Raw genomic sequence first — 24412 nt, 5'->3', positions numbered from 1 at the left:
CTGAAATGCGGGTTTCGGTATCTTTCCACACATCAACCCTTGAGCTGCTTCAAGTTCGGCGCTTTTCCGTCGATCACGGATGCATGGAGGGTTTATGAACACCATCTCATCCATTGCAGTATCGGGTGCGCATGCGGCTTCAACCCGCCTGGACGTGGCGGCCCACAACATCGCCAACGCCCAGACGCCTGGCTTTCAGCGCCAGGTCGTGCATCAGCAAAGCCAGGAAACGGCTGGCGTGATGACCTCCGTCGGCAAGGTCGATGAAGTCGGCGCGGATCTGGCTGCCGATCTCGTCGCCCAGATGGAGGCGAGCTACAACTACAAGGCCAATCTGAAGACCATCCAGACGCAGGAGCAGATGGTGGGCAGCATCCTCGACGTCAAGGCCTGATCACCTCGCGAGCACAGGGGCCGCAAGTCGGTCCAGAATGGGCGCTGGATTGCCTCGCTCATTTGTCACTGTGCCTGCCCGTCGTTTCATTGCCCATCTCGACATGGACGCGTTTTACGCGTCCGTCGAGTTGTTGCGCTATCCGGAATTGAAGGGGCAGGCGGTTGTCATCGGTGGCGGGCGCCGCCATCAACCTGTGGCGCAGGAGAACGGTGAACGGCGTTTCTCGCATCTGCGCGACTACGCGGGCCGAGGTGTCATCACCACGGCGACCTACCCGGCGCGCGCACTGGGCGTGCATTCCGGTATGGGGCTGATGAAGGCCGCGGCACTGGCGCCGGACGCCGTGCTGCTGCCGGTCGACTTTGACCAGTACCGGGCCTATTCACGGCGTTTCAAGGCCGCGGTGGCCCAACTGGCCCCGGTGATCGAAGACCGTGGCATCGATGAAATCTACATCGACCTCACGGACGTGCCCGGCGCGCAAGACGCGGTGGATGGTGACGATCTGGCCGGCGTGCGGGCCCTGGCGGCGCGGCTCAAGGCGGCAGTGACCGAGGCCACCGGCCTGAGTTGCTCCATCGGTGTGACGCCCAACAAGCTGCTGTCCAAACTGTGCTCCGACCTGGACAAGCCGGACGGACTCACCGTCCTGATGCCGCCGGACATCCCCACGCGCATCTGGCCCTTGCCTGCCAGTCGCATCAACGGCATCGGCCCCAAAGCCAGCGCAAAGCTGGCCCGACTGGGCATCGACACGATCGGGCAACTCGCGCAGGCCGATCCTGGTTGGCTGCTTGAACATTTCGGCAGCAACTACGGGGCCTGGCTGCATGCGGCGGCGCATGGTCGAGACGAGCGGCCGGTCGTGACCTGGCGCGCACCCAAGTCCCTCAGTCGCGAGACCACGTTCGAACGTGACCTGCACCCGCGCGATGACCGGGAGGCGCTGAGCCCCATCTTCACGAAGCTGTGCGAACAAGTGGCGCAGGACCTGTTGCGCAAGGACTATCTGGGGCGCACCGTGGGCGTGAAGCTGCGCTATGACGACTTCAAGATCGTCACCCGCAGCATGACCATGCCCGCGCCCACACGAGACGCGACCGTCATCCGGCAATGGGCCGGGCGTTGCCTCAAGTCCGTGCCACTGGATCGCCGCTTGCGCCTGCTGGGGGTGAAGATGGAGTCCCTGTGCAAGCCCGAAGAAGCCTTGCGGGCCCAGGAGCCGGCCGTGCCGTACTCGCTGCCCTTGTTCGAGAGCCTGTGATGCCATGAAGCTGACCATCGAGCCCGCTCACCTGTCATGCGAGATGAACGAGGGCCAGTCCTTGCTGGAGGCCGCGCTGGCGGCCGGCATCAACATGCCTCGTTCCTGTCGCAACGGGACCTGTCGGGCCTGCATGTGTCGCCTGGAGGCGGGGCAGATCCGCTATCGCATAGAGTGGCCGGGGCTGAGCCCGGACGAAAAGGACGAAGGCTGGGTGCTGCCTTGTGTGGCCGTGCCACTGGGCGATGTGGTGCTCTCGGCGCCCTCAGTTCGCGGGTTCCCTGACGGGGCTGGTGTCTGAGGCACTGCTGGCGTCGTCCGCCACAGACGAGCGGTGTGCCTCGTCCAGATCCAGCAGTTTGTCTTCGATGAAGTCCTTCTCGAGCAGGGTGCGCTTCATGGTGTTCTTCAGCTCTTCCAGCTGGTTGAACAGGATGGTGCGTTCCTGGGTGATGGCCTCCATCTGCGAGCGCAGGTCTTCGATGTCCTTTTCGGCCGAGTGGCGTGCGTGGTCCACCTCGGCCTGGAGCTTTTCCACTTCCTGGGTCAGCGTATTGGCCGTGGCTTCGGCCTTCTGAGCGCGCTCCTTGGCGCGGTTGAGCAGTTGCTGCTGCTGATCCATGTTCTGGCGCAGCACCTCGGCCGATTGGGTAGAGGCTTCAGCCAGCCGGTTGGCACGTCGCAGTTCGTTGATGACGATGTTGGCTTCGTCCAGGCGGATCTTCACTTGCTCCAGTTCGGTGGCCAGGTGGCTGCGCTGGGTCAGCGTGTGGTCCAGCTTGCCCTGGTTGTCCTGGCGCCAGGCCGTGTAGCCATCGGGGTCCACGCGCTGCAGCGATTCGAGCAGCTCGCGCATCTCGTCCATCATGCCTTCGTGCTCTTCAATGCCTTCGCGCGTCAGCGAATCGGTCAGCGCCGCGATCTTCTGCAGGCTGTCCTGAGAGATGTTGATGGCCTGGCTGTTGGCATGGCTGGCCTGCTTGTTGGCATCAAGCAGCCGGTCGCTGAGGCGGTCCACCGAGGACAGCATCTCGTGCAGGCGTTTGGCGGCGCCCATCAGCTCATCCGTGCCCTGACGCATGAGCGTGTGGGTGGTCTCGGTCTGTCCGAGGATGCGAAACAGCATGAAGGCCAGCAGGATGATGGCCGCCGCATTGCCAATGAAGACAAACAGGACGGCGACGCTTTCAAGCTGCATACGTTCGCTCCTTGCGGGTGTCAGACGGCCAGGAAGCTGAACCGGCCGTCGCCGTACCCGGGCACGGAGATGCGGAAGTCGGCCCGGCCACCGTTCTTGATCAGCAGTTCATTGAGCTTCTGGAAGCCCTGAGGGACGATGCTGGTGCGTGACAGCGGCACGGGGTCGACCTCGGCCTCCAGGCGCAACAACGCGCCCGCGTTCTGCATGAACTGGCTGGCGTGTTTGACCATGCCTTCCGTGGCCTGACCCTGCTGCATGGCCTGGCGCACCGCCGCAGGTGGCTGCTTGGATCCACCGCCACCCAGGATGCACACGGCGTTCATGTCGAGCACGGCAATGGCGGTCACAGGCTTGCTGCGTCCGCCATACAGGCCAATCAGATTCTGCGATGTCAGCGCATGCGAGACCAGGGGCTCCTGCTCCAGCAAGCGAAAGGGAATGCCGTTCATGAGCGACTGGATCAGCTTCTTGCACTCTTCGGTGATCACCAGTCCCGGAGGCGCTTCTTCCTCTTCGACCTTGTCTTCCACAGGGGCGCTGCCGTCGGCCGGCACGATGTGCAGCACATGCGAGATCAGCTCGGTGTCCTTGAAGGGCTTGTTGATCACGAAGACGGCCCCGTTGCGGCGGGCCTCTTCCAGCATGGTCGGGCTGGTTTCAGTGGTCACCAGGCCGACCTTGACGTTGGCCTGCCCGAGCTGGCGCAGTGTCTGCAGCAGTTCCAGGCCGGACATCTTGGGCATGTGCCAGTCCGTGATGACCAGATGAGGGTTGAAGCCACCGATCATGTCGAGTGCCGCCTCACCATTGATGGCCACGCGGATGTCGACCGCCGGATAGCCGCAGGATTCCACCACTCGGCGAATGATCGCCTGGATGGCTCGGCTGTCATCGACGATCAGAAATCGGAAGGCCTCAGGTGTCGTCTGTGTTGCGACATTCATGTCAGGACTCCAGGATACGTTGGTCAATCGCGTCAAACACCGTGATCACGATGCGCCTGCCGGCGTCGCTTTCACTCGAAAAAGTCACACTCACGCGTGCATGCCGCTGCAACTCCGTGAACTGAGCCAGCGGTAACTCCTTGGGCAGCCCGATCTCGACGGTATGCGCCTGGTCGTGGCTCATCACCAGGCAGCCTCCCAGGACATTGCAAGCCTCCATGCAGGCGTCGCGCACGTCGTCCGTGCTGATCTCGGTCACGGGCAGCCCGAACATGAAGCAGGCCACATCGGTGGCTTCCTGATCATCGATCAACAGCCCGACGGCCATCAGCCGCTCGGGCAGGCCGTCGTGCAGATGGACCGGCAACACCACCGCATGTTCGCGCTCGCCAGGCCGCGTCGCCTGCGCGGGGCCTTCCTCGAAGTGCCGTTCGACACCGCTGAGAAAGGTCCACGCAGGGTCCAGCTTGCTGGCCATGGTGTCCTTCGGGATGAGGTACATCGTGCGGTCTCGGGTGTGAACTGTGTCCGGGTTTGAGTGGCTGCTATGCCCTTAGCGGTATCGGCAGTGTTTCAAACAAATTGACACGTCACGCTCTAGAGCCGTTCAAACCGAGGCATATGCACGCCATTGACCTCGACCTGTTCAAGGAACATGGCCCAGGGACGGACCCACAGGGCGCGGTCGCCATATTGCGGGCGGTAGACGACGAGCGGTTCCAGCGTCTCGCTGTGTCGGGCCACGCCCAGCACGTCGTAGAGATTGCCCTTGTAGTGGCGGTAGGTGCCCAACTCGATCGAGGGCAGCGGGGGGAGGGGATGGGCGTCAGTCATATGCGGATTGTGAATAGAAAGCCAGGCGCTCTTTACAAACCCTTTGCAAAGGGCCCGTCAACAGTCCGAAACGAGTCCGCGTTGTAGGTGTCAAGGCGCTGCGAAACGTCGACGAATACGACACGGATCGCACACCGAACTTCACAACGCGACCCACGCTGAAAGGACATTGCCATGAAAACCAATCTGATTGCTGCTGCGCTGTTGACCGCTTTTGCGCTGCCTGTTTTCGCCCAGACAGGCGTGCCCGCAGCACCTGCCAGCCCCACAGCCAGCGCGGTGCAACAGGTCAAGCAGGACAACAAGGAGATCCGCCAGGACACCAAGGACATCCGTGCCGACAAGGTTGACCTGGCCAAGGACCACAAGGAGCTGGCGGTAGACCGCAAGCAGCGCGAAATCGCTCAGCATCGCGAGGAGGCCGCCATCAAGCGTGGAGACACGGCCGCAGCTGAAAAGTTCGAAGCCCGCCGTGAAGCCGAGCGCAAGGAAATCAAGGAAGACAAGCACGACATCGCCAAGGACCGTACCGATCTGCATCGCGACCGCATGGAACGTCGCCATGACCGTCGCCATCGCAACCACGATGCAGCCAACATCAAGTAATCGCGTGTGGTGAGAGCAGGCCGGGTTCTTTTCTGGTTGGGAACCTGGCAGGCAAGGCCGACGACAAATCGCCCAAAAAGGGTCGGCCTCCTGATGGCGCCAGATGCGGCTCGATAGCCGCGATAATCGCGGGATGACCGTGATTGCCAAACCGACCCCCTCCAGCGCCCGCGCCCAGCTGCCCCGCCTGAGCTGCGTCATTCCCTGCTACAACGAAGCGGCCAACCTGCGTTTGCTGTTGCCCATTCTGGCCGAGCAGCTGAACGGGTGCACGACAGAGTGGGAAGTGGTGCTGGTCAATGACGGCAGCCGCGACGACACCTCGGCCGTGTTCGACGAGTGGACGCGCAAGCCGGGCTTCCGGGCCATCGAGTTTTCACGCAATTTCGGCAAGGAAGCCGCGCTGACCGCCGGGCTGCAAGCCGCCAATGGTGACGTCGTGGTCCTGATGGACTCGGACATGCAGCACCCGCCACGCTTCATCCCCGAGATGATCCAGCAATGGCAGGCTGGCGCCGATGTGGTCTATGCCCTGCGTGAAAACCGTGACGATGAAAGCCTGTTCAAGCAGGTCGGCACGCGCGCCTTCTACCGCCTGATCAATGCCAAGTCACGCTTCTGGGTGCCGCCTGATGCCGGTGATTTCCGCCTGATGGACCGCGCCGTGGTCGAGGCCATCCTGGCCTTGCCCGAGCGCAACCGCTTCATGAAGGGCCTGTACGCCTGGGTGGGGTTCAAGTCCGTGGCGATCCCTTACGAGCCGGCAGAGCGTGCCGTGGGCAAGACCAACTACAACGCCCTCAAGCTCATCGCTTTTTCGATCGATGGGCTGACCGCCTTCACGACCTGGCCGCTGCGTGTGGCCAGCATCGCCGGGATGGTGATGGCCTTGATGGCCTTCATCTACGGCGCCGTCGTGATCGTCGACTTCCTGATTTACGGCAACAAGGTGTCGGGCTGGACCACGATCATCGTGCTGCTGTCCTTCTTTGTGGGCATCCAGCTGATCGGCTTGGGCATCCTGGGTGAGTACATCGCTCGCATCTTTGAAGAGGTGAAGGGCCGGCCGCTGTATGTGGTGAAGCGCTCGCTGGGCCGTGGCCTGGATTTGTCGGCGCCGGGTCATACCGGTGACTGAGCCCGTGTCGAGCCAGCCTGAGCGGCTGCTGGCCGTGTGCGTGGACGATTTCGGTCTGCATGACGGCGTGAACCAGGCGGTGTTCGATCTGCTGGCCCTGCGTCGCATTTCGGCCGTCAGTTGCCTGGTGGATGGGCCCAGTTGGGCCAGCGGTGCCGCACGCCTGCGTGAGGCCGTTGGTGTGCCGGATCAGGTTGTGGCTGATGTGGGCCTGCACCTGAACTTCACCGAAACCCTGGATGTGCAGGCCCAATCGGCCTGCCCGAGCCAGCCCCTGGGGGCGCTGATCCAGGCCTGTTACCTGCGCCGCCTCGATGTTGCGCGACTCGAGGCCGAGATCGAGCGCCAGTGGGGCCGGTTCGAGGCCGTCTGGGGCAGGGCGCCGGACTTCATCGACGGTCACCAGCATGCACACCAGTTGCCCCAGATCCGCGATGCCTTGCTGCAGGTGTTGCGCAGGCGCTATCCCGCCGGGCAGGCCGGGCCCAGGCCCTGGGTGAGGCAATGCCGCTCGCCGGGATGGCGCGCCGTGCTGGCCGGCATCAGCGTGTCGGACACGGTCAAGGCGGCGATCATCGCCACCCTGGGAGCCTCGGTGATCGGCCGAGGCGTGGCCGCGCTGGGCTTGCGCCGCAGCGAGCGCCTGCTGGGCGTCTATCCTTTTGATGCCGATGGCTCGGCCTACCTGCAGCGCTGGCAAGCCTGGCTCAAGCTGGTGCGCCCTCGGGGCGATCTGCTGATGTGCCACCCCTCGGTGGCCATGCAGGCCGCGCCACCCTGGCCAGATGTGATCGCCGCGTCCCGCCAGATGGAGCACGCCGTGCTGACTGGTGAGGCCTTTGCGCGCCAGCTGGCCGACGCCCGTGTCCGGATTGCGCGCCTGAGCAGCCTGGCCTGAGTGGCCCCCAGCGGGCTTCGTTACACTGTGCGCCTTTCACGGGCGGTCTGACCGGGCTGCCTCGCCTCCTTTTGCGAATGGGCTCTTTTGTGACGCACGCTTCCAAGACAAACTGGCCGACCTGGGCTGTGGCGCTGGCTGTGCTGGCCTGGCTGCTCTGTACAGCCTGGTGGCGGCCCTTGGCGGTGCCCGATGAGGGCCGTTATGCCGGCGTGGCGTGGGAGATGATCCGCAGTGGCGACTGGCTGACGCCGACACTCAACGGCCTGCCGTTCTTCCACAAGCCGCCCCTGTTTTACTGGCTCACGGCGCTGTCGCTCAAAACCTTCGGACTGACGCTGTGGGCGGCGCGACTGGCCTCGGTGTTTGGCGCCTGGCTGGGGGCGATGGGCCTGTACCTGCTGGTGCGCCGGTGGGGTGGGGCGCGCGTGGCGGCTTGGTCCGCACTGGTGCTGGTCACGCAGCCTTTCTGGTTCGGTGGCGCGCAGTACGCCAACCTGGACATGCTGGTGGCGGGCTGTATTTCCGCCGCGATCGTGCTGGCAGCCCATGCCGTCCTGGCGCGCGAGGCGGGGCAGGCCTACCGCCTTGCCCTGTGGGGCGCCTATGCGCTGGCCGGCTTCGGGCTGCTGGCCAAAGGCCTGATCGGCCTGGTGCTGCCTGGTGCCGTCATCGTGGCCTGGTTGCTGCTCACGGGGCGCTGGCGCGCCATCCTGGGTTTGCTGTCCTTGCCAGGCCTGATCGTGCTGGCCCTGGTGGCCGCGCCCTGGTTCGTGGCCATGCAGCGCCTGTACCCCGATTTCTTCCACTATTTCTTCATCTATCAGCACTTCCAGCGCTTCACGCAGACGGGCTTCAACAACATGCACGCCTGGTGGTACTACCTGCCGCTGATGGTGGCGCTGACGTTGCCCTGGGTGCCAGCCTGGTTGCTGAGCGTCTGGGGCCCGGGCCCGCGCCAGGTGCCTTCGAGTGAGGCGCCCACGGCGCCAGCCGTTGCATCCCGGTCTGCCTTGCGCTGGCTGGCGTGGGTGTGGATGGTGGTGATCCTGGTGTTCTTCTCCATTCCTGCGTCGAAGCTGCCGGGCTACATCCTCCCGGCCTTGCCCCCTCTGGCCTACCTGGTGGCAGACACCTTGATGCAGCGTTGGCCGTCCGCCAAGGCCTGGCCACCCAAGGCCTGGGGCGTGGCCGCTTCGCTGATGTGCCTGGTGCTGATCGGCGCGGCGGTGAAGTACGACGAGCAGTCCTCTCGCCCGGTTCTGCCGGTGTTGCAACCTCTGCTCAAGCAAGGCGTGCCGCTGGTCTACGTCAATGAATTTGTGTACGACCTGCCGTTCTATCTGGCGCAACCTGGCCCCATCCCTGTGATCAGCAACTGGGATGACCCGGACCTGCCCAAGCACGACAACGATCGCAAGGAGTTGTTCGACGCGGGTGAGTTCAACCCGACGCTGGCGCCCAAGGTGCTGGTTCCCAAGAGCCAATGGCAGACCTGGTTGTGCCAGCATCCGCGCCTGGCGGTGATGGCGCCTCACGACGTCACCAAGTCGTATCCGGAGCTGGCCTGGCAACCGCCGGTCATGAAGCTCAAGCTCTGGTCGATGTGGGTGCTCGATCGTGACGATCTGCTGGCCAAGGGCTTGCGCTGCCCTTGATGGGCGGTGCCTCGTTGGTGCGCTGGACAGCCGTCCTTTCTTCAGGTTAGGATGACCAACATGAACACGCGCACCAACCACGTCTTGCTGACCAACTCCTGGTGGCGCTGCCCACATCCGGCGGCTTGACGTTCACACGTGTGTAGAAACCCATGCCGCCCCTCAGGCGGCATTTTCTTTGGTGCATGTGTTTCTGAAGCACCAGTCTCCTGAAAGGGCGGTCCCTCACCCCAGATCAGGAGATGACCATGACCCCTTGCGACACCCTGGCCGACGTGCGTTCGGCCATAGACCAGATCGACGTGATGCTGGTGGGCCTGTTGGCCGAACGCGGCCGGTACGTGCACGAAGCGGCCCGCTTCAAACGCAACAAGGCCGAAGTGGCGGCGCCTGATCGCGTTCGCCAGGTCATCGACAAGGCTTTGAACCATGCGCGCGAGATGGGCGCTCCGCCGGAGGTGGTGGAGGCCGTTTACCGCAGCATGATCACCGCTTTCATCGAGCTGGAGGCTCATCAGCATGAACGCCTGGCAAGCGCGGTGCTGGCCGACGAGGGCACAATGGCGGGTTGAGCCCTTTTTGCCCCGCCAGCCCCTGCCATGCTCTGGACCTCTCTGAATCGTTTTCTGGATCGCATTCGCCCACGCCGTCAGGCCGTGGTGCTGCTGGCCGATGCCGTGCTGATCGTGCTGGCCTGGCACACCACCTACCTGTTTCGCATGGGTGTCGAGCGGTGGTTGCACGAACGACCCGACTACGACGGTGCCGTGCTGCTGGGCGTGATCGCCGTCTACAGCGCGGTGTCCTGGGCGCTGGACGTGCCGCGGGCCACCTGGCGCTACACCAGCTTCCATGAAATCACCCGCCTGGGTTGGGTCTGCCTGGGCGCGGGCCTGGCCAGTGCGGTCGTGGTGCTCATGGCGCATCTGGTGGAGGTGCCGCGTGCCGTGCTGGCGCTGCATCCGGTGTTCAGCCTGATCATGATGGCGCTGGCCCGCATGACGGTGCGCATGCTCAGCGAGTCGTCGCGCGCACGCCGGGCCGGGCGCCAGCCAACCGGGCAGCATGCTTTGGTCCTCGGGGCAGGGGCCGCCGCCAAGTTGTTGATCGCCGGCATCCAGCACCGTGGCTGGACGGTGGTGGGCCTGCTGGATGACGACCCACGCAAGCACGGCTCCAGCATCTCGGGCGTGACGGTCTGGGGCGGGCTGGATCTGCTGGCGGATTCGGGCATGCTCGACGACGTCACCCACCTGATTCTGGCCATGCCTTCAGCCTCCAATGCGCAGCGCAAACGGGCGCTGGATCTGGCCGCAGCCACGGGCTTGCCTGTGGTGACGGTGCCTTCCGCCGACGAGTTGCGTGAAGGCCGCTCTCGCATCGACCGCGTGCGCGACATCGAGCCCGAAGACGTGCTGGGTCGCGAGCCCGTCAAGCTCGACGAGAGCGCCGTGTCGGATCTGATCAGCGGGCAGACCGTGATGATCACGGGGGCAGGCGGGTCGATCGGTTCCGAGCTGTGTCGCCAGATCGCGCGATTCGGCCCCAGCCGCCTGGTGCTGTTCGAGCTCAGCGAGTTTGCGCTGTACCAGGTCGAGCAGGATCTGGGCGAGCGCTTCCCGCACCTGCCGCTCGTGCGTCTGGTGGGGGATGTCAAGGATCTCGGTGCCTTGCGTCGCGCCATGCAATCGCATCAGCCGGATCTGGTCTTCCATGCCGCTGCTTACAAGCACGTGCCCTTGATGGAAGACGACAACGCCTGGATCGCGCTGCGCAACAACACCCTGGGCACCTATCAGGTGGCGCAGGCGGCCGCGGAATCGGGCGCCAAGCGTTTCGTGCTGATCTCGACCGACAAGGCCGTGAACCCGACCAATGTCATGGGCGCCACCAAACGGGCGGCCGAGATGGTGGTCTCGCATTGGGCCGGCAAGGGCTCGGGCACGCGCTTCATGGCCGTGCGCTTCGGCAATGTGCTGGGGTCGAGCGGCAGCGTGATCCCCAAGTTCAAGGAGCAGATTGCCAAGGGGGGGCCGGTCACGGTCACGCACCCCGAGATCACGCGCTACTTCATGACCATTCCCGAGGCGGCACAACTGGTGCTGCAGGCAGCGGCATTGGCCGAGACCGGCCAGGTCTTCGTGATGGACATGGGCAAGTCGGTGAAGATCGCTGATCTGGCCCGCGAGTTGATCCGCCTCAGTGGCCACACCGAAGCCGAGATCCCCATCGTCTTCAGTGGCTTGCGCCCCGGCGAGAAGCTCTACGAAGAACTGCTGGCCGATGCCGACACCACCTTGCCCACGCCGCACCCTCGTTTGCGTCTGGCACAACTGCGCGGTGAACTGCCGCCTGACTGGATCGAGCGGCTGATGGTGCTGGCCGGGGATGAGGCCGCCAGCGCGCCACCCACCTTGCGGGCCCGCCTGCACGAGCTGGTGCCGGAGTACGCGCCTCGCTGAGGTTCGGGCTCAGTCTCAGACTGGGGTGAGGCTTCAGTCAGGCATCAGTTCGTCGACCTGGCGCAGCAGTTCGGACAACTGCACCGGTTTGGTCAGGTAACAGGCGGCACCGGCGCTCAAGGCTGCATCGATCTGCTCGGGCATGGCGTCGGCCGAGATCATGATCACCGGGATGTCCACGGTATCCGGGTTGGCCTTGATGAGCTTGAGCAACTCCTGACCGGAGGCGTCGGGCAGGTGCACATCCAGCAGGATCAGGTCGGGCTTGCTGCCGCGCAGGCGGTTGTGCAGCACGGCCAGGCCTTCTTCCGTGGTGGGCGCCACGGTCACGGTGATCCAGGGGCGTGCGGCCAAGGCCGAGCGGATCACTTCGCTGTTGGCGAGGTTGTCCTCCACGTAGAGCACGTGGCGAGGCTCCGGTGTGCCACCCGTCGTGGTCTTGTGGGCCCGCACGCGCGTGGCGCTGACTTCCTTGGGCTGCATGGTCACGGCGGGCAGCGACAAGGTGAAGGTCGAGCCTTGCCCCTCCGCGCTGTGCACGTCAAGCTGGCCGCCCATCAGCAGGGCCAGGTGGCGGCTGATGACCAGGCCAATACCGGTGCCGCTCGTCGGCCCTTGTTCACGCCCCAGGCGGTTGAAGGGCTGGAAGAGCTGCGACAGCTGCTGCTCGTTCATGCCCATGCCGGTGTCGTGCACGGTGATGAGCAGGCGAGCGCTGTTGTCCTCGGCGCGGCCTTGCGCCACGGTGATGGACACCTTGCCATCCCGCTGGTTGAACTTGATGCCATTGCTCAGCAGGTGCGCGAGGATCTGACGCAGGCGGGCGGCATCGGCCATCACACCCCATTCGGGCGGGATGTCGGGCTGGATGGACAAGGTCACGCCGTTCTTGTCTGCATCTTCCTGCAGCAGCTTGAGCGCCAGGCTCAGTTCGTCGCGGATGCGCAGCGACTGGGCCTGCAGCTTGAGCGTGCCCATGTCGATGCGCGAGATGTCCAGCACATCGTCGATCATGTCGAGCAGGTGCCAGCCGGCTTGCTGGATCTGTTCGACGCGCTGGCGTTGCGTGGGGGGGAGGGGTTCGCGCTGGTCCAGCGACATCACCTGCGCAAAACCCAGCACGGCATTGAGCGGCGTGCGCAACTCATGGCTCATGCGCGACAGGAAGTCGCTCTTGGCCTGGTTGGCGAGTTCGGCCGCGCTGCGCTGGGCGCGCGCCTCTTCCATGGCGGCTTCGATGCGGCTGGTGTGCCCGGTCATCACCAGCAGCAAGGCGCCCAGCGCCGCAGCCAGGGACACGCCGCCGATGGCCAGCAGCCACGAGGTCATGCCTCGCCCCACCACGGGCACAGGCCCGGCGCTCCACATGGTCAATTGCCACTGCCTGCCTGCGAACTCGATCGGGATCTGCGTGCGGTGAGCGCTGAGTTGACGCCATTTGTCGTCACGGCAAGCCGCCGTGCCGCCCAGCAGGGGGTGGCCGGGTGCGCTGACGTCCTGCATGCAGGCTTCCAGATAGGCGGGGTGGCCTTGCAGCATGGCGTTGATGGCGTCGTCCATGCGCAGAGCCAGGAACACCGCACCCGTGTTGGCCTGTACCCGGGTCTGCGGCGTGAAGGGGGATCCCTTGAACACGGGCTGGTAGATCACGATGCCGGTTTGCTGGCCGCGTTCCTGCATCAGCCTGAAGCCCCGTGTGGCCATCACGCGGTCTTCACGGCGTGCCTGCTCGTAGGCTTCGCGTGTGGCATCCGTGGACAGGGCGTTGTAGCCCAGCGCCGCTTCATTGCCTGCGCGGGGTTCGATGTAACGCACGACGGCCAGCTCGTTGCCCGTCGGGGGCAGGCGCTTGTGTGTGTCGAACACCTTGTAGCTGGTGAGCCCCTCACGCTGTTGTTGCGCTTCGAAGAGAGGCAGGTCGGGCGCATACAGGCGTTCATCCCAGCCGGCGGCCTGTATGCCCTTGAGCGAGCCGATCCAGTAACGCGCGGCCTTGGCGAACTCGTCGCGCGTCACCTGCTCGGAAGCCTGGAAGACGCCTGACAGCGCGGCCAGTGCGTCGCGATAACCGTTGAGACGCAGGTTGACCGCATTGGTGGTGGCCAGTACATCCTGTTCAAACACGGCGGTCTCGCGTTCCTGCGCCCAGACCTGAACCTCGCGCACGCCGAGCGCCAGCAAGACCGTGGCAATCAGCAGAGGAATGCCCACGGGCTGGCGTCGTGCCCGCCACAGTGCGGCAGGTTGTCCCACCAGCGTCAGCATCATGGGCGCGCCGACCAGCACGCCCAGCGTGTCGCCCGTCCACCAGCCCAGAAAGGCTTGCGGCGCCACGGCGGTCGGCATCAGCCCCAGCGCGGTGCGCGCACCGATCGAGATGGTGGCATTGACCAGGCAGGCTACGGGGCCCGCGAGCAACAGGAAGCGGCCGATGTCAAAGGGGCGCTCCAGCGTGAGCGGCCGACGATCGGGCGATTGGGTCAAGCGCCACGCGACCCAGGCCTGCATGCTGGCGCCGGCCCCGCCGATCAAGGCCATGCTCAGGATGGATTGCCAGGGCGCGGTGTGCAGGTCTGGCAGCGCGCTGAACAGGATTACCGCGGCCGCCCCCAGGCCGATGGGCAGGAGCATCCCCGGCCCCCAGCCCATCAGAAACGCCAGTGCCAACCCGGCTGGCAGATACAGCGGGGACACACGCTCGTGCGGGGCGGACAGGGACACAGCCAGCAAGCCGGTGACGCTGTAGCTCAGCCATGTGATGAGGCCCCTGATCGTCAACGATGACAGGGGGGAGCGCTGGCTCATGGACGGGATCCTTGGGACGGAAAGGCTGGTGGCATTTTTTCTGCACACCTTAGCATTGGTGGGCTGCCCTTTGGCGTGGGTATTCATGGTGGGTGCGGCAAAGAGTCCCTCATCCCCCCTAGACTTTGGTGTCAGGCAGTACCCATCGTTGCACCCAGACCACCCAGGAGAAAAGCAGATGATTCGCACGCCCCGCTGGCTCGCCCCCCTTGCCTTCACCCTCGCGACGCTCGGCGCCTTGCCTGCCGCGCACGCCGAAGCACCTCAGGTGCTCACGCAGGTGCCCGGCTACTACCGCCAGATGATCGGCGCATTCGAGGTGACGGCCTTGTACGACGGTCAGATCAACCTCGACACCAAGCTGCTCAAGAACACCACGCCTGAGCAAACCCAGAAGCTGCTGGCCCGCATGTTTCGCACCAACCCCACGCCCACGGCGGTGATCGCCTTCCTGGTCAATACAGGCAAGAAGCTGGTGCTGGTCGACACCGGCGCGGCCAAGGTATTCGGCCCCACGCTGGGCCATGTGCTGGCCAATCTGAAAGCGGCTGGCTATGACCCCGCTCAGGTGGACACCATCTTGCTGACTCACCTCCACGGTGACCACGTGGGTGGCCTGCTGACGCCCGAAGGGCAGGTCGCTTTTCCCAATGCGCAGGTCTATGCCGCCAAGGCCGATGCCGATTTCTGGCTGAGCCCGGTGAGCCTGGCCAAGGCCCCCGAGGCCTCGAAGATGTTCTTCAAGGCCCCACAGGACGCCACGGCGCCCTACATCAAGGCCGGTCACTTCACGACCTTTGAAGGCGAGGCCGAGATCCAGCCCGGCATCAAGCCCGTGTCCGAGCATGGCCACACGCCTGGTCACACGGGTTATCTGCTGGAGTCCAAGGGCCAGAAGCTGCTGGTCTGGGGCGATGTGGTGCACAACGCGGCCGTGCAGTTCCCGCAGCCCAAGGTCACCATCGAGTTCGACAGCGATCAGGCCAAGGCCCTGGCCACGCGCATGCATCTGCTGAACTGGACGGCCAAGGAAACCTTGCTGGTGGCCGGAGCGCATTTGCCGTTCCCCGGTATCGGTCATGTGCGCGCCGAGGGCAAGAACAGCTACAGCTGGGTGCCGGTCGATTTCGCACCGGTTGAGACCAAGCCCGCTCCCTGAGGGGCAGGGTGTACCGAGGGGGCTTTTGCGGCCCCTCGGTCGTCACCTTTGCGCGACATGGCCTGGGGCAATGCCCGCTTGGGCGCCGGAAAATGGCGTCAATCCGCTCATCAGAGGGGGAACTGCGCGCTTATTGCCCTCTGAGCAGGGCTGTGCGGTCCTATACTGACCGGTCATCAGGCAGGTTGGGCTGAGCAACCTGTGTCGCTGTGGTTCAAAAAGGCAAATCAACGCCATGACTTCCAAATTGAAGATCGCAGGCTGGGTCGCGCTGGGTGCGCTGGCCGGTGGCCTGACCACCATGCAATTCGGGGCTACGGCCCGCAGTTCCATGGTGCCGCTCCCGATGGAGGACATGGCCCAGCTTGCCCGGGCCTTTGGCCTGATCAAGTCCGACTATGTCGAGCCGGTGGATGAGAAGAAGCTCATCGGTGATGCGATCAGCGGCATGGCTGCCGGTCTGGATCCGCACTCGGTCTACCTCGACAAGGTCGGCTTCAAGGAATTCCGAGAAAGCACATCCGGCAAGTTTGTCGGGGTGGGCATTGAAATCGGCATGGAAGACGGCCTGGTCAAGGTCGTCTCGCCCATCGAGGGCTCGCCTGCTTTCCGCGCCGGCATCAAGACGGGCGACCTGATCACCAAGATCGACGACACCGCGGTCAAGGGCCTGACCATGGATCAGGCGGTCAAGCGCATGCGCGGCGACCCCAATACCAAGGTCGTGCTCAACATCTATCGCAAGTCCGAAAGCCGTAACTTCCCGGTGACGATCGTCCGCGAGGAAATCCACGTTCAAAGCGTGCGAACCAAGATCGTGGAGCCCGGTTACGGCTGGGTGCGCATCTCCCAGTTCCAGGAGCGCACGGTTGAAGACTTCGTCACCAAGGTGGACAAGCTGTTCAAGGACGAGCCCAAGATGAAGGGTCTCGTGCTGGATCTGCGCAATGACCCGGGTGGCTACCTGGAGGGCGCGATCGCCGTGTCCGCCGCCTTCCTGCCCAAGGACGTGCTGGTGGTGAGCACCAATGGCCAGCTGGCTGACTCCAAGAAGGAATTCCGTGCGCGGCCGAGCGATTACGGTGGTCCTTATGGCAATGACCCTCTGGCCAAGCTGCCTGCCGCCATCAAGACGGTGCCGCTGGTGGTGCTGGTCAACGAAGGCTCGGCGTCTGCCAGTGAAATCGTGTCCGGTGCCCTGCAGGATCACAAGCGTGCCGTTCTGATGGGTGGCCAGACTTTCGGCAAGGGCTCGGTGCAGACCGTGCGCCCACTGACGGCTGACACCGCCTTGAAGATCACCACAGCCCGTTATTACACGCCCAGCGGCCGTTCGATCCAGGCCAAGGGCATCGTGCCCGACGTGATGGTCGATGAAAGCGCCGATGGCAACGTGTACTCTGCCCTGCGTGTGCGCGAAGCCGATCTGGAAAAGCACATCACCAGCGGCCAGGGCGCCGAGGTGAAGGATGCGGCCCGCGAGAAGGCGCGCGAGGAGGCCATCAAGAAGATCGAGGAAGCCAATGCCAAGAAGGGTGAAGCACCCAAGCTGGCTGAATTCGGCAGCCCCGAAGACTTCCCCCTGCAGCAGGCCCTCAACAAGCTGCAGAACAAGCCCGTCGTGGCCTCCAAGACCATGACCGAGCGCAAGCCCGAAGACAACAAGAACTGATCCAGGCCTTGGACGACGATCAGCGCCTGCGCTACAGCCGCCACCTCCTGCTGGATGAGTGGTCGGAAGAAGCGCAGGACCAGTTGCTCGCCTCCCATGCCCTGGTGATCGGTGCCGGTGGTCTGGGTGCCCCGGCCTTGTTGTACCTGGCTTCGGCCGGGGTCGGGCGCATCACCGTGGTCGATCCGGACACGGTCGACATCACCAACCTCCAGCGCCAGATCGCGCACACGACCGAGCGTGTCGGGCAGGCCAAGGTGCTGTCCGCCGAGCTGGCGATGTCGCAACTCAATCCTGGCGTGCAGGTTCATGCCATCGCCCAGGCTGCCGATGAGGCCTTGCTGCGCGAGTGGGTGCCTCAGGCCCAGGTGGTGCTCGATTGCACCGACCGATTCGCCATTCGCCAGCTGATCAACCGTGTCAGCCGCGAATGTGGCGTGCCGCTGGTGTCGGCCTCGGCCGTGCGCTTTGATGGCCAGATCAGCGTGTTCGACCCGCGCATACCCACCAGCCCCTGCTACGCCTGTCTGTTCCCGCCAGATGCGCCACCGGAAGAGACGCGTTGCGCCATGCTCGGTGTGTTCGCGCCTGTGGTGGGCATGATGGGGGTGATGCAGGCGGGTGAGGCCATCAAGCTGCTGCTGCAGTCTTCGCCGATGTCGCCCTGGGCCGGGCACGACAGCCTGGCCGGGCGCCTGCTCATGCTGGATGGCCGAAGCTGGGCCTGGACCGAGATGCGCGCACGCCGTCAGGCTGCGTGCCCCGTGTGTGGCAGCGGGTCGGCGGCTGTTTGAGCAAGGCAGCGTTGCGACGACGCTGCAACTCCCACGCCTTGACAGGCTTTTTTGACGGCACGACACGTCGCCTCGGCTGCATACTGACAACAAGCGCCGCTCCCTTTGCAGGCGGTGCAGCCCTAGCGCAGGACCGTAGAACATGAACAACCCCAAAGAGCTGCTCGAGCGCAACTTCCCGACTGCTGGTCAGGATGTCAATGCCGCCAGCGCGGTCAAACCATCGCTGTACTCGGGCCCCGACAGCAGCTACGACCTGGCGTTTGCCGATCAGGACTTCCTGCTGCACCCCGATCTGCGCCCGGTGCGCATGCAGCTCGAGCTGCTCAAGCCGGAGATGATCCAGCGCGAAGAGGGCATCGAGTCCACCATCGTGGTGTTTGGCAGCGCGCGCATCCTGCCGGCCGAAGTCTCCCAGGCCAGGCTGCAGGAGGCACAGGAGCTGCCTGATGGCCCGGCGCGTGATCAGGCCATTCGTGCGGCGCAGCGCCAGGTCGACATGTCGCGTTACTACGAAGAGGCGCGCGCCTTTGCCAGCCTGGTGACCGAGAACTCCGCGCAGTTGCAGAACCCGATCTACGTGGTCACCGGTGGTGGCCCCGGTGTGATGGAGGCAGGCAACCGTGGTGCTTTTGAAGTGGGCGGCAAGAGCCTGGGTCTGAACATCGTGTTGCCCCACGAGCAGGAGCCCAACCCCTACATCACGCCGCGTCTGTGCTTCCAGTTCCACTACTTCGCACTGCGCAAGATGCACTTCCTGATGCGCTCGGTGGCGCTGGTGTGCTTCCCCGGTGGTTTCGGCACCCTCGACGAGCTGTTCGAGACGCTCACCCTGATCCAGACCGGCAAGTGCCGCAAGCGCCCCATCCTGCTGTTCGGGCGCGATTTCTGGACCAAGCTGATCAACTTCGATCACCTGGTGGACACCGGCATGATCAGCCCGGAAGACCTCAAGCTGTTCCACTACGTCGAGACTGCCGACGAGGCCTGGGGCACCTTGCAGCAGGTCTACGGCCTGGGCAAGCCGGACGACGATATCGCCTGCGGCTGGTAAACACGGCAGCACACCATGAGCACCGACGCCATCCTCCCCGTTACCCGGCTGAGATTGATCGGTGCTCCCACCGATATCGGTGCAAGCATGCGTGGCGCGTCGCTGGGGCCGGAGGCCTTGCGCGTGGCGGGGCTGCCCGAAGCCTTGTCGAGGCTGGGCTTGCAGGTTCACGACGCTGGCAATGTGCAGGGGCCACCCAATCCCTGGCAGCCGCCCACGGACGGGCATCGCCATCTGCCTGAATCGCTGGCCTGGAATCAGGCGGTGTTCGAGGCGGTATCAGCGGCCCTGCATGACGGTGAGATACCCATGCTGCTGGGCGGCGACCACAGCCTGGCCATTGGTTCCATCGGTGCTGTGGCGGCTCACTGCCGTCAGCAGGGCAAGCACCTTCGCGTGATCTGGCTGGATGCCCACGCCGATTTCAACACCAGCGACATCACCCCCAGCGGCAACATCCATGGCATGCCCGTGGCGGTGTTGTGCGGCCATGGCCCGGCCAGCCTGCTGAAGCTGGCTGGCGCCTGGGGTGAAGCTGAGGCAGGCCCGCCGGCCTTGTCATCCGAGCACATTCGCCTGATCGGTGTGCGCAGTGTGGACCCGCTCGAGCGACGGTTCGTGCATGCCCAGGGGCTGGAAGTCTTCGACATGCGGCACCTGGACGAGCATGGCATGCGTGCCGTCATGCAGCAAGCCCTGATGGGCGTGGACGAGCGCACCCACCTGCATCTGAGTTTCGATGTGGATTACCTCGATCCCGATATCGCACCCGGTGTGGGCACGCCCGTGCGAGGTGGCCCCTCCTACCGTGAAGCGCAGTTGTGCATGGAAATGATCGCCGACACGGGCCGTCTGGCTTCGGTGGATGTGGTCGAACTCAACCCGGCGCGTGACGTGCAGAACCGTACCGCGGAGCTGGTGGTGGACCTGGTCGAAAGCCTGTTTGGCAAGTCAACCTTGATGCGCTGGCGGCCTTGACGGCGGAACCTGGCGGATCTGCGGCCCTTTTCTGGGGTTAATACGTGTATGGGGGGCATCAATGAATGCCAAATATGGCCGATATAGGGCCATGAGCCTGCCTGGAAAGACTGCCCTGATCCTGACTGGTGGTGGCGCGCGCGCCGCCTACCAGGTCGGTGTGCTGCAAGCGCTGCAACTGATCCGCCGTGAAAGCGGGGAAGGGCGGCGGGGTAACCCATTTCAGATCATCAGCGGGACCTCGGCTGGCGCCATCAATGGCCTCGCCCTGGCTTGTCAGGCCGATCACTACGATCTCGCAGTGCGGGCCATGGTCGAGGTCTGGCGCGATTTCAGGGCCGAGCAGGTCTACCGTGCCGACTCCCTGGGGGTGATTCGCTCCGGGGCGCAATGGCTGACCCTGTTTTCGCTGGGCTGGGCGCTGGCCAGATGGCGCAAGGCGCGCCCCCGTTCGCTGCTGAACAACGATCCGCTGCGCGAATTCCTGCCCTCCCTGTTCAATGTGGACCGCTTGCCCCAGTTGATGGCGGAGGGGCATCTGGACGCAGTGGCGCTCTCGGCGTCCAGCTACACCACGGGTGAGCACGTCACCTTCTACGACACCGTTCACGACGTTCAACCCTGGGCGCGTTCCCAGCGCATCAGCGTCAAGGACCGGCTCACGATGGATCACCTGATGGCTTCGTCGGCCATCCCGTTCGTCTTCCCGGCCGTCAAGCTGCATGTGGATGGGCGGCCGCACTACCTGGGTGACGGCTCCATGCGCCAGGCTGCGCCGATTTCACCGGCCATCCACCTGGGCGCCGACCGCATCCTGGTGATCGGGGCGGGGCGTCTGCACGAGCCGCCGGCACCCCGGGAGACGGTGGTCGAGTACCCGAACCTGGCGCAGATCGCCGGCCACGCCATGTCCAGCATCTTCCTGGATGCACTGGCGGTGGACATCGAGCGCATGCAGCGCATCAACAAGACCCTCGGCCTGCTGACGCCCGAGGCGCGTGCCCAGTCGGCCCTGCGCCCGGTGGACATTCTGGTCATTGCGCCCAGCCAGCGCATCGACGACATCGCTGCCCGCCATCTCTGGGCGTTGCCGCCTGCCGTGCGGGCGATGTTGCGGGCCGTGGGTGTGTACGGGCGCGGCAAGACGGCGCGTGGCTCCGCCCTGGCCAGCTACCTGTTGTTCGAATCGTCCTTCACCCGCGAACTGATCCACCTGGGCTTCACCGATGCCCTGGCCAAGCGCGAGGAGGTGCAGCGCTTCTTCGGCTGGGGGCAGGCAGACGGTGCCGACGGTGGCCCGGGTGCCGCCCAGGGCGGGCTGTATGACGCCAGCTTCCCGGTGTCGGCCAACATGCAACTGGCTCCCGCCGTGTCGGCAGCGGAGATGGTCGGGCCTGATCGCCCCTTTACATTGCAGAGAGATCGTGCTAGAGTGGAGAGCTTCGCTTTGTAAAAGAGGCGGAGAGTTCTTTTCCTGAAAGGTCTCCACATGTCATACGCGGTCATAAAAACCGGCGGCAAACAATACAAGGTTGCTGTTGGCGAAAAAATTAAAGTAGAACAGATTGCTGCGGACGTTGGCCAAGAAATCGTGATCGACCAGGTTCTGGCAGTCGGCTCCGGCGCTGAACTGAAGGTTGGCACGCCCCTGGTGGCTGGCGCAACTGTCAAAGCAACTGTCCTGTCGCAAGGTCGTCACGACAAGGTCCGCATCTTCAAGATGCGCCGTCGCAAGCACTACCAGAAGCGTCAAGGTCACCGTCAGAACTACACCGAGCTGCAAATCAGCTCCGTGAACGTCTGATTGCGCTGCTTCGTCTAACCTCTAGCCCCACCAAGGAGTAAATCCATGGCACAGAAAAAAGGCGGCGGTTCCACGCGGAACGGCCGTGACTCACAACCAAAGATGCTGGGCGTCAAGGCCTTCGGCGGTCAAGTGATCTCCGCTGGCTCGATCATCGTCCGTCAACGCGGCACCCGCTTCCACGCTGGTACCAACGTCGGCATGGGCCGCGACCACACCCTGTTTGCGCTGGTTGATGGCACCGTGTCCTTCGCCACGAAGGGTTCGCTCAACCGCAAGACGGTCATCGTCACGCCGGTTTGATCGGTCTCTGATCGGCTTCTGGCCGGTCCTCAGGCTGCCGTCTGGCTCAGGCTGGGCGGCAAGCCAAACCAAAGCCCCGGCACACCGGGGCTTTTGTCATTCTTGTCGTTTCCTTCTGGTCACTTCTTTTTCCGCCTTGATCGGCCTGCGTGACAACGCGGTGCAGATCGGGCTCGCCAGACGGGATAATCACCGTCTCGCTCCCATTCCAAGGACACCTGTCTCATGAAATTCGTTGATGAAGCCACCATTGATGTGGCCGCTGGTAATGGCGGCGCCGGTTGCATCAGCTTCCGTCGCGAGAAGTTCATCCCCTTCGGTGGCCCCAATGGCGGCGACGGCGGGCGAGGCGGGCATGTCTATGTGGTGGCAGACCGCAATATCAACACGCTGATCGACTACCGTTACGCCCGTCGCCACGAAGCGCGCAATGGCGAGGCGGGGCGTGGCTCCGATCAGTTCGGCCATGCGGCTGACGACATCATCCTGCGCATGCCCGTGGGCACCATCATCCGCAATGCCGAAACCGGCGAGGTGATGATGGAGCTGCTCGAGCACGGCGAGCAGCGCATGCTGGCCAAGGGCGGCGATGGCGGTTTTGGCAACATGCACTACAAGAGCAGCACCAACCGCGCGCCCAAGAAGAAGACGCCTGGCTGGCCCGGCGAGGCCTTCAAGATCAAGCTGGAGCTGCGTGTGCTGGCTGACGTGGGGCTGCTGGGCATGCCCAATGCCGGCAAGTCCACCCTGATCGCGGCGATCTCGAACGCCCGCCCCAAGATCGCGGATTACCCTTTCACGACCCTGCACCCCAACCTGGGTGTGGTGCGCGTGGGGCCTGAGAAGAGCTTCGTGGTCGCCGACATTCCAGGCCTGATCGAGGGCGCGTCGGAAGGCGCTGGCCTGGGGCACTACTTCCTGCGTCACCTGCAGCGTACCCGCGTGCTGCTGCACGTGATCGATCTGGCACCCTTCGACGACACCGATCCTGTGCAACAGGCTCGCGCCATCGTCAACGAACTCAAGATCTACGACCAGGCCCTGTACGACAAGCCGCGCTGGTTGGTGCTCAACAAGCTGGACATGATCCAGCCCGAAGACCGCACGAAGAAGGTGCTGGACTTCGTGCGCCGCTACGGCTGGAAGGGCCCTGTCTTCCAGATCTCCGCGCTGACCCGCCAGGGCTGCGAGCAGCTCGTTCAGACCATCTACCAGCACGTGGCCTCCATGCAGGAGCACCACGTTGAGTCCGACATCCGTTTCGATGTCGAATCCAGCCTGCCGATGGCGAGCGATCTGATGGCCAAGGCCGGCTTGAGCTATGACGACGATCTGGAGGCGTTGATCAAGCCCAAGAAGGCGGAAGACGACGCTGCATCGAAGAAGTCGGCCCCGAAAAAGGCTGCTGCCAAGAAGCCGGCAGCCAAGAAGGCGCCAGCCAAAAAAGCCGTTGCCGCCAGGAAGGTGACGAGCAAGGTGGCGCCGGTCAAGAAGGCCGCGAAGAAGGCCGCGAAGAAGGTTGCGAAGAAGGTTGCGAAGAAGGTTGCGAAGAAGGCCGCGGTCAAGAACGTGGTGGCCACCAAGCCTGCGGAGAAGAAGGCTGCCGCCAAAAAGGTGGCAGCCAAGAAGGCGGCGGTGAAGACGGTGGCAGCCAAGAAGGTCGCCGTGAAGAAGGTTGCTGTGAAAAAGCCTGTCGCCGCCAAGAAGGTGGTGGCCAGGAAGGCGGCCGTGAAGGCTGTCGTGAAGAAGGTGGCCAGCAAGAAGGCAGCGCCCGTCAAGAAGGTGGCTGCCAAGAAAGTGGCTGCCAAGAAAGTGGCTGCCAAGAAAGTGGTCGCCAAGAAGGCCGCAGCCAGGAAGTCTGCCCGTTGATCCCATTCGGCCAATGAGCACGCCATTGGCCACCTGATGAAGAACGCCCGAGTCTGCCCATGAACGATGTGTTGAAGAGCGCCCGCCGCATAGTGGTCAAGGTGGGGTCCAGCCTGGTCACCAACGAAGGCAAGGGTGTGGACGCTGATGCCATTGGCACCTGGTGTCGCCAGATGGCGGCGCTGGCTGCTGACGGGCGTGAAGTCATCATGGTGTCCAGCGGGGCCATTGCCGAGGGCATGAAGCGCCTGGGCTGGGCCACGCGCCCGCATGAGATCCATGCGCTGCAGGCCGCTGCCGCGGTGGGCCAGATGGGCCTGGCGCAGATGTATGAAACCAAGCTGCGCGAGCACGGCATGGGCAGCGCCCAGGTGCTGTTGACGCATGCCGACCTCGCCGACCGTGAACGCTACCTGAACGCGCGTTCGACGCTGTTGACGCTGCTGGCGCTGAACGTGCTGCCGGTGATCAACGAGAACGACACGGTCGTCAACGACGAGATCAAGTTCGGCGACAACGATACGCTGGGCGCGCTGGTCGCCAACCTCGTCGATGCGGACGCGCTCGTGATC

General features: G+C 64.2%; 23 protein-coding genes and 1 pseudogene. 19 read left to right on the top strand and 5 right to left on the bottom strand.

The window, feature by feature from the left end; genetic code table 11:
• The first annotated feature begins 94 nt into the window (after positions 1-94).
• From VFW93_RS18770 to VFW93_RS18760, 3 genes are read left to right on the top strand one after another with little or no spacing between them, the layout of a single operon-like run.
• Positions 95-394, top strand: coding sequence for a flagellar basal body protein (locus VFW93_RS18770; protein ID WP_329695476.1), 300 nt, complete (start codon positions 95-97; stop codon positions 392-394).
• Between the two features lie 37 nt (positions 395-431).
• A complete protein-coding gene (dinB, locus tag VFW93_RS18765) occupies positions 432-1661 on the top strand; it encodes a DNA polymerase IV (protein WP_329695475.1) in 1230 nt (409 codons plus the stop codon).
• A gap of 4 nt (positions 1662-1665) precedes the next feature.
• Entirely contained in the window at positions 1666-1962 is a 297-nt protein-coding gene (locus VFW93_RS18760) for a 2Fe-2S iron-sulfur cluster-binding protein (RefSeq protein WP_329695474.1), read from the top strand.
• Here the strand turns inward: VFW93_RS18760 and VFW93_RS18755 are convergent.
• From VFW93_RS18755 to VFW93_RS18740, 4 genes are all read right to left on the bottom strand, one after another.
• Positions 1927-2859 (bottom strand): hypothetical protein, encoded by a 933-nt coding sequence (locus VFW93_RS18755; protein ID WP_329695473.1) that lies wholly within the window; start codon positions 2857-2859, stop codon positions 1927-1929. The genes VFW93_RS18760 and VFW93_RS18755 overlap by 36 nt on opposite strands.
• Before the next feature lie 20 nt (positions 2860-2879).
• Positions 2880-3806: a response regulator gene (locus VFW93_RS18750; protein ID WP_329695472.1), complete on the bottom strand. Its 927-nt coding sequence runs from the start codon at positions 3804-3806 to the stop codon at positions 2880-2882.
• A 1-nt stretch (position 3807) separates the two neighbouring features.
• Positions 3808-4308 carry a hypothetical protein gene (locus tag VFW93_RS18745; RefSeq protein ID WP_329695471.1) on the bottom strand — a complete coding sequence of 167 codons (501 nt, stop codon included), beginning with the start codon at positions 4306-4308 and terminating at the stop codon, positions 3808-3810.
• Positions 4309-4403: 95 nt separating this feature from the next.
• Positions 4404-4640 carry a DUF1653 domain-containing protein gene (locus VFW93_RS18740; RefSeq protein ID WP_329695470.1) on the bottom strand — a complete coding sequence of 79 codons (237 nt, stop codon included), beginning with the start codon at positions 4638-4640 and terminating at the stop codon, positions 4404-4406.
• 174 nt (positions 4641-4814) lie between these two features.
• Here VFW93_RS18740 and VFW93_RS18735 point away from each other — a divergent pair, with 174 nt between their 5' ends.
• From VFW93_RS18735 to VFW93_RS18710, 6 genes are all read left to right on the top strand, one after another.
• Entirely contained in the window at positions 4815-5246 is a 432-nt protein-coding gene (locus VFW93_RS18735; RefSeq protein WP_329695469.1) for a hypothetical protein, read from the top strand.
• Positions 5247-5379: 133 nt separating this feature from the next.
• Positions 5380-6384 (top strand): glycosyltransferase family 2 protein, encoded by a 1005-nt coding sequence (locus tag VFW93_RS18730; RefSeq protein WP_329695468.1) that lies wholly within the window; start codon positions 5380-5382, stop codon positions 6382-6384.
• Positions 6385-6388: 4 nt separating this feature from the next.
• Positions 6389-7282: a ChbG/HpnK family deacetylase gene (locus VFW93_RS18725; protein WP_329695467.1), complete on the top strand. Its 894-nt coding sequence runs from the start codon at positions 6389-6391 to the stop codon at positions 7280-7282.
• Between the two features lie 89 nt (positions 7283-7371).
• Entirely contained in the window at positions 7372-8940 is a 1569-nt protein-coding gene (locus tag VFW93_RS18720; RefSeq protein ID WP_329695466.1) for a glycosyltransferase family 39 protein, read from the top strand.
• A gap of 248 nt (positions 8941-9188) precedes the next feature.
• Positions 9189-9512 (top strand): chorismate mutase, encoded by a 324-nt coding sequence (locus VFW93_RS18715; protein WP_329695465.1) that lies wholly within the window; start codon positions 9189-9191, stop codon positions 9510-9512.
• A gap of 27 nt (positions 9513-9539) precedes the next feature.
• Positions 9540-11402, top strand: a complete 1863-nt coding sequence (locus VFW93_RS18710; protein ID WP_329695464.1) for a nucleoside-diphosphate sugar epimerase/dehydratase — start codon at positions 9540-9542, stop codon at positions 11400-11402.
• Between the two features lie 33 nt (positions 11403-11435).
• Here the strand turns inward: VFW93_RS18710 and VFW93_RS18705 are convergent, their stop codons facing one another.
• Positions 11436-14207 (bottom strand): CHASE domain-containing protein, encoded by a 2772-nt coding sequence (locus VFW93_RS18705; RefSeq protein ID WP_329695463.1) that lies wholly within the window; start codon positions 14205-14207, stop codon positions 11436-11438.
• A 178-nt stretch (positions 14208-14385) separates the two neighbouring features.
• Between VFW93_RS18705 and VFW93_RS18700 the strand changes: the two genes are divergently transcribed.
• The 10 genes and pseudogenes from VFW93_RS18700 to proB form a co-directional block, all read left to right on the top strand.
• Positions 14386-15366: an MBL fold metallo-hydrolase gene (locus VFW93_RS18700; protein WP_329695462.1), complete on the top strand. Its 981-nt coding sequence runs from the start codon at positions 14386-14388 to the stop codon at positions 15364-15366.
• A gap of 235 nt (positions 15367-15601) precedes the next feature.
• The gene (locus VFW93_RS18695; RefSeq protein WP_329695461.1) at positions 15602-17038 is read left to right on the top strand and encodes a S41 family peptidase; all 1437 of its coding nucleotides are present in this window, start codon (positions 15602-15604) and stop codon (positions 17036-17038) included.
• An 8-nt stretch (positions 17039-17046) separates the two neighbouring features.
• On the top strand, positions 17047-17832 hold the full coding sequence (locus VFW93_RS18690; protein ID WP_329695460.1) for a HesA/MoeB/ThiF family protein: 786 nt from the start codon (positions 17047-17049) through the stop codon (positions 17830-17832).
• 142 nt (positions 17833-17974) lie between these two features.
• On the top strand, positions 17975-18886 hold the full coding sequence (locus VFW93_RS18685) for a TIGR00730 family Rossman fold protein (RefSeq protein WP_329695459.1): 912 nt from the start codon (positions 17975-17977) through the stop codon (positions 18884-18886).
• 15 nt (positions 18887-18901) lie between these two features.
• Positions 18902-19864, top strand: coding sequence for an arginase (rocF, locus tag VFW93_RS18680; protein ID WP_329695458.1), 963 nt, complete (start codon positions 18902-18904; stop codon positions 19862-19864).
• 91 nt (positions 19865-19955) lie between these two features.
• Positions 19956-21317, top strand: a complete 1362-nt coding sequence (locus tag VFW93_RS18675; protein WP_329695457.1) for a patatin-like phospholipase family protein — start codon at positions 19956-19958, stop codon at positions 21315-21317.
• 36 nt (positions 21318-21353) lie between these two features.
• The gene (gene rplU / locus VFW93_RS18670; protein WP_329695456.1) at positions 21354-21668 is read left to right on the top strand and encodes a 50S ribosomal protein L21; all 315 of its coding nucleotides are present in this window, start codon (positions 21354-21356) and stop codon (positions 21666-21668) included.
• A gap of 45 nt (positions 21669-21713) precedes the next feature.
• Entirely contained in the window at positions 21714-21971 is a 258-nt protein-coding gene (gene rpmA / locus VFW93_RS18665; RefSeq protein ID WP_329695455.1) for a 50S ribosomal protein L27, read from the top strand.
• A gap of 225 nt (positions 21972-22196) precedes the next feature.
• Positions 22197-23303: pseudogene (cgtA, locus tag VFW93_RS18895) on the top strand (Obg family GTPase CgtA); the annotation flags it as partial.
• 596 nt (positions 23304-23899) lie between these two features.
• On the top strand, positions 23900-24412 hold a 513-nt coding region (gene proB, locus VFW93_RS18655; protein ID WP_329695453.1), incomplete at its 3' end, for a glutamate 5-kinase.

Source organism: Aquabacterium sp. (assembly GCF_036279675.1).
Taxonomy (GTDB): Bacteria; Pseudomonadota; Gammaproteobacteria; order Burkholderiales; family Burkholderiaceae_C; genus Aquabacterium.
This window is presented reverse-complemented; position numbering and strand designations above follow the sequence as displayed.

What these genes read in the sequence shown, in the direction of transcription:
- rpmA (WP_329695455.1), top strand. Translation starts at nt 21,714, where the DNA reads ATGGCACAGAAAAAAGGCGGCGGTTCCACGCGGAACGGCCGTGACTCA.
- VFW93_RS18715 (WP_329695465.1), top strand. Translation starts at nt 9,189, where the DNA reads ATGACCCCTTGCGACACCCTGGCCGACGTGCGTTCGGCCATAGACCAG.
- VFW93_RS18730 (WP_329695468.1), top strand. Translation starts at nt 5,380, where the DNA reads ATGACCGTGATTGCCAAACCGACCCCCTCCAGCGCCCGCGCCCAGCTG.
- VFW93_RS18685 (WP_329695459.1), top strand. Translation starts at nt 17,975, where the DNA reads ATGAACAACCCCAAAGAGCTGCTCGAGCGCAACTTCCCGACTGCTGGT.
- VFW93_RS18735 (WP_329695469.1), top strand. Translation starts at nt 4,815, where the DNA reads ATGAAAACCAATCTGATTGCTGCTGCGCTGTTGACCGCTTTTGCGCTG.
- VFW93_RS18745 (WP_329695471.1), bottom strand. Translation starts at nt 4,308, where the DNA reads ATGTACCTCATCCCGAAGGACACCATGGCCAGCAAGCTGGACCCTGCG.
- VFW93_RS18700 (WP_329695462.1), top strand. Translation starts at nt 14,386, where the DNA reads ATGATTCGCACGCCCCGCTGGCTCGCCCCCCTTGCCTTCACCCTCGCG.
- VFW93_RS18705 (WP_329695463.1), bottom strand. Translation starts at nt 14,207, where the DNA reads ATGAGCCAGCGCTCCCCCCTGTCATCGTTGACGATCAGGGGCCTCATC.
- VFW93_RS18710 (WP_329695464.1), top strand. Translation starts at nt 9,540, where the DNA reads ATGCTCTGGACCTCTCTGAATCGTTTTCTGGATCGCATTCGCCCACGC.
- VFW93_RS18750 (WP_329695472.1), bottom strand. Translation starts at nt 3,806, where the DNA reads ATGAATGTCGCAACACAGACGACACCTGAGGCCTTCCGATTTCTGATC.
- dinB (WP_329695475.1), top strand. Translation starts at nt 432, where the DNA reads ATGGGCGCTGGATTGCCTCGCTCATTTGTCACTGTGCCTGCCCGTCGT.
- VFW93_RS18740 (WP_329695470.1), bottom strand. Translation starts at nt 4,640, where the DNA reads ATGACTGACGCCCATCCCCTCCCCCCGCTGCCCTCGATCGAGTTGGGC.
- VFW93_RS18755 (WP_329695473.1), bottom strand. Translation starts at nt 2,859, where the DNA reads ATGCAGCTTGAAAGCGTCGCCGTCCTGTTTGTCTTCATTGGCAATGCG.
- VFW93_RS18695 (WP_329695461.1), top strand. Translation starts at nt 15,602, where the DNA reads ATGACTTCCAAATTGAAGATCGCAGGCTGGGTCGCGCTGGGTGCGCTG.
- VFW93_RS18760 (WP_329695474.1), top strand. Translation starts at nt 1,666, where the DNA reads ATGAAGCTGACCATCGAGCCCGCTCACCTGTCATGCGAGATGAACGAG.
- VFW93_RS18675 (WP_329695457.1), top strand. Translation starts at nt 19,956, where the DNA reads ATGAGCCTGCCTGGAAAGACTGCCCTGATCCTGACTGGTGGTGGCGCG.
- rplU (WP_329695456.1), top strand. Translation starts at nt 21,354, where the DNA reads ATGTCATACGCGGTCATAAAAACCGGCGGCAAACAATACAAGGTTGCT.
- rocF (WP_329695458.1), top strand. Translation starts at nt 18,902, where the DNA reads ATGAGCACCGACGCCATCCTCCCCGTTACCCGGCTGAGATTGATCGGT.
- VFW93_RS18770 (WP_329695476.1), top strand. Translation starts at nt 95, where the DNA reads ATGAACACCATCTCATCCATTGCAGTATCGGGTGCGCATGCGGCTTCA.